Source organism: Polaromonas sp. P1_G4 (assembly GCF_056405475.1).
In genome coordinates this window covers 1-3,480 of sequence record NZ_JBFUCA010000460.1, presented here as the reverse complement: position 1 = coordinate 3,480, position 3,480 = coordinate 1, and the positions used below count along the sequence as shown (strand labels likewise).

Genomic DNA, 3,480 nt, shown 5'->3' with positions numbered 1-3,480 from the left:
GCTGCAAAAAGCGGCATTGCATTGGGAACAACCGATAATTTGGTGGAAAACATTGCAATCGACCTTCTTGATGACTGATTCAGAACAAAGCAAATTGATTATATCGGGCGCTACTGCACCTGAGGAGGTGCCCGATGAGGCGCTGGAGGAGGGCGATACGGCTGTCGAGGTGGAGTTGCGGCAGGTAGCTGTCCCGGTCGAAAGCCATGGCAGCCGTCTCGACCGCGCGTTGGCCGCCATTGTGCCCGAGTTCTCGCGCACGTATCTTCAGCAGTTGATCGACTCAGGCATGGTGAAACTCGGGGGCTCTACAGTCACCAAGACATCCACGAAGGTCAAGGCTGGTGATGAACTCGCCATTGAGTTGCGTCCGACGCCGCAAAGCCAGGCATTCAGGCCTGAAGCGATGGCGCTGGATATCGTGTTCGAGGACGCTTACCTGATGGTGATCAACAAACCTGCCGGGCTGGTTGTGCATCCGGCGCCCGGCAACTGGAGCGGGACCTTGTTGAACGGCTTGCTCGCGCATGATCCGCAGGCCGTCTTCCTGCCACGCGCCGGCATTGTTCACCGCCTTGATAAAGAAACCAGCGGTTTGATGGTGGTCGCCCGGCAGCGGACGGTGATGGACCAGTTGGTCGGCCTGATCGCCGCCCGCGACGTGAGCCGGGAATATGTCGCACTGGCCCACGGTGCCTGGCTGGGCGGGAAAACCCGGCAGGYAGAAGCTGCCATTGGGCGGGATCCACGCAACCGGTTGCGAATGGCCGTGGTGGACCTCGATAGGAACGCCGGGAAGCCGGCCTCCACCGTGGTATCGCTGTCCCAAAGCACCGGTAAGCACTGCCTGGTCAGATGCAAGCTGCACACTGGTCGTACGCACCAAATCCGGGTCCATATGGCCTTCATTGGCCATCCCCTGGTATCCGACGAGTTATACGGGGGGGCTCCTGCTCTTGGGCTTGGGCGTCAGGCGCTGCATGCGTGCCGGCTGGCATTCGAGCATCCGGTGACTGGCAAAGTGATGGAGTTCCGGTCAGACCCTCCGGCCGACCTTCAGGCCGCTATTGCCGGTTTGGGCCTGATATACAATCAAATCCAGTAGTTTTCAGCTACCTGCACCATGGCATCCTGATCAGGAGATTGCGTATTGGGTGCCCTGCGCGCCAAGCGCCGAACCCACGTTTTCCCGGCCTTTTTTTCCGCTTTTTTTCGGAACGACCACAATCATGAATACGACGGATGCAAAACGCGTCCTCGAAACAGCACTTATTTGCGCGCAGCAACCATTGCCCCTGCGCGAAATGGGAGTTCTGTTTAACGGGGTATTGACTGCGGACAGCCTCAAGCTGGTGCTTGAGGAGTTGCAAAGCGATTGGTCTGGTCGTGGCGTGGAACTTGTTCACGTGGCGACGGGATGGCGTTTTCAAAGCAGGYCGCAGATGCGTGAATATCTGGACCGGCTGCACCCCGAAAAGCCCCCGCGCTATAGCCGTGCCACACTGGAAACCTTGGCCATCATTGCTTATCGTCAGCCGGTGACGCGCGGTGACATGGAGGACATCCGGGGGGTCACCATCAACAGCATGATCCTCAAGCAGCTCGAAGACCGCGGGTGGGTGGAGGTGATCGGCCATCGGGAAACTGTCGGCCGCCCCGCACTTTATGCCACCACCCGGCAGTTTCTTGACGACCTTGGGGTCGAGTCGCTGGACCAGCTTCCTGTGATGGACGGYAGCCCGAATCAGCTTCCGATGCTCGAGCAGATTGAGTTTGGCATCTCTGAACTTGCGGGCAAGCCGGAGGTGGACATGGATGGTACAGATGTTGAGCGGCTGGAACCTGCTGTGCCGGAGCCCGTATCAGGCACGGCTGAAGAGCTTGAGATTGGTGAGATCGCCGAGGCGCCAACTCTGTACACGCAACCACAGGTCGCTGACGACAGTGATACCGAGCCTCTTGAGAACAATGAGGCCGGTGGCGATGAGCCCACCCGAATGTAAATCATGACCCAACAAGACCCTCCTGCTTCCGAATCTGTGGACACACCTCGTGAGCCGCAGGACAAAGTGCTCATAGAGGAGCAAGCCGTGCAAGATTTGCCGGAAGCAATAGCACCCTCCGAGTCCGGCCCCGCGCAAGCCATCCGTGCTCCAGCGCCGCGGCCTTCAGCCGGCCGCAACGCCCCAGCCCCAGGTGCCATCCGATTTGAGGATGTAGTGACTGGGCAATTCGATGCTGATGAGGAAGACGTTGCGTTGGCACTGCCCAAGCGAGTGCTCGCGCCCCAGCCCGAAACCCCCAAGCTGCACAAAGTGCTTGCCCAGGCGGGACTGGGTTCACGGCTGGAGATGGAGCAACTGATTCTGGAGGGGCGAATCTCGGTCAACGCCGAGCCTGCCCATATAGGACAACGCATCCAGTTTGGCGATACGGTCAAAGTCAATGGCAAGCCAATCCGGGTGCGTATCGACCCGCCGCCGCCGAGGGTGATTGCCTATCACAAGCCCACCGGAGAGGTCGTCACACATGATGACCCGCAAAACCGCCCGACCGTTTTTCGTCGTTTACCCAAGCTGTTCCAGGGAAAATGGCAATCGGTCGGTCGCCTCGACTTGAACACGGAGGGCCTACTGCTGCTGACCAGTTCGGGTGAATTGGCCAACAAGCTGATGCATCCGCGTTTCGGCCTGGAGCGTGAGTACGCTGTTCGTGTGCTCGGTGCGCTAAATAGCGAAGAGAAAAAACGCCTGCTCGAAGGTGTGAATCTGGATGACGGCATGGCCCAGTTCAGCTCCATTGAAGCCGGAGGGGGGGAAGGCGCCAACTGCTGGTACAAGGTCACCATTTCCGAGGGGCGTAACCGTGAGGTCAGACGGATGTTTGAGGCAGTGGGGCACGCTGTCAGCCGCCTTATTCGCATCCGCTATGGGGCTATGGTTCTCCCGCGCGGCCTTAAGCGCGGCGCGTTTGTCGAACTCGATGAGCGCGATATCTGGGCCCTGACAAGCGCTTTGACCCGTTCTGAATCTCGCGCAATACCGGGGGGAGCGCAGGGTGCCGGCACTCATGGGGACGGGGTTGAACCACCGAGACGGGGACCGCGCAGAAATGAACGCCAGCGCGGCGACCGCGGGCGGCCGTCAGCGCCAAACAGCGAACCACCTCAAGCGCCGGCGCAAGGCGGATCGGAGGGCGAGCAGGGGATTCATGATCCACATGAGCTGCAACCGCCGCTGAATCTCAACGATTCTGCACCCCGTGGAAACCGACGCCGCGGTGGCAAGGGGCGTAACCAGGGTGGCAATCCCGGTGTTGGCTTCCGGACCGGCCAGCCGCAAGGCAACGGCAATGGTATGCAGGGGCAAAAACGGCGAGAGGACCGTGGTGACAAAGCTGCCGGAGGAACGCAGCCCGATCCGATGAAAACTTCATTTGGTTATATCGGTGCGGACACTTTTACCCGGCAGCGACAGGGGC

General features: G+C 59.9%; 3 protein-coding genes. All 3 read left to right on the top strand.

What is annotated here, in order from left to right:
• The first annotated feature begins 70 nt into the window (after positions 1–70).
• On the top strand, positions 71–1,105 hold the full coding sequence (locus AC1D1X_RS18715; RefSeq protein ID WP_477698861.1) for an RluA family pseudouridine synthase: 1,035 nt from the start codon (positions 71–73) through the stop codon (positions 1,103–1,105).
• A gap of 124 nt (positions 1,106–1,229) precedes the next feature.
• A complete protein-coding gene (scpB, locus tag AC1D1X_RS18710; RefSeq protein ID WP_477698860.1) occupies positions 1,230–2,003 on the top strand; it encodes an SMC-Scp complex subunit ScpB in 774 nt (257 codons plus the stop codon).
• 3 nt (positions 2,004–2,006) lie between these two features.
• Positions 2,007–3,480 (top strand): pseudouridine synthase (locus tag AC1D1X_RS18705; RefSeq protein ID WP_477698859.1); only part of this gene is annotated, 1,474 nt, incomplete at its 3' end.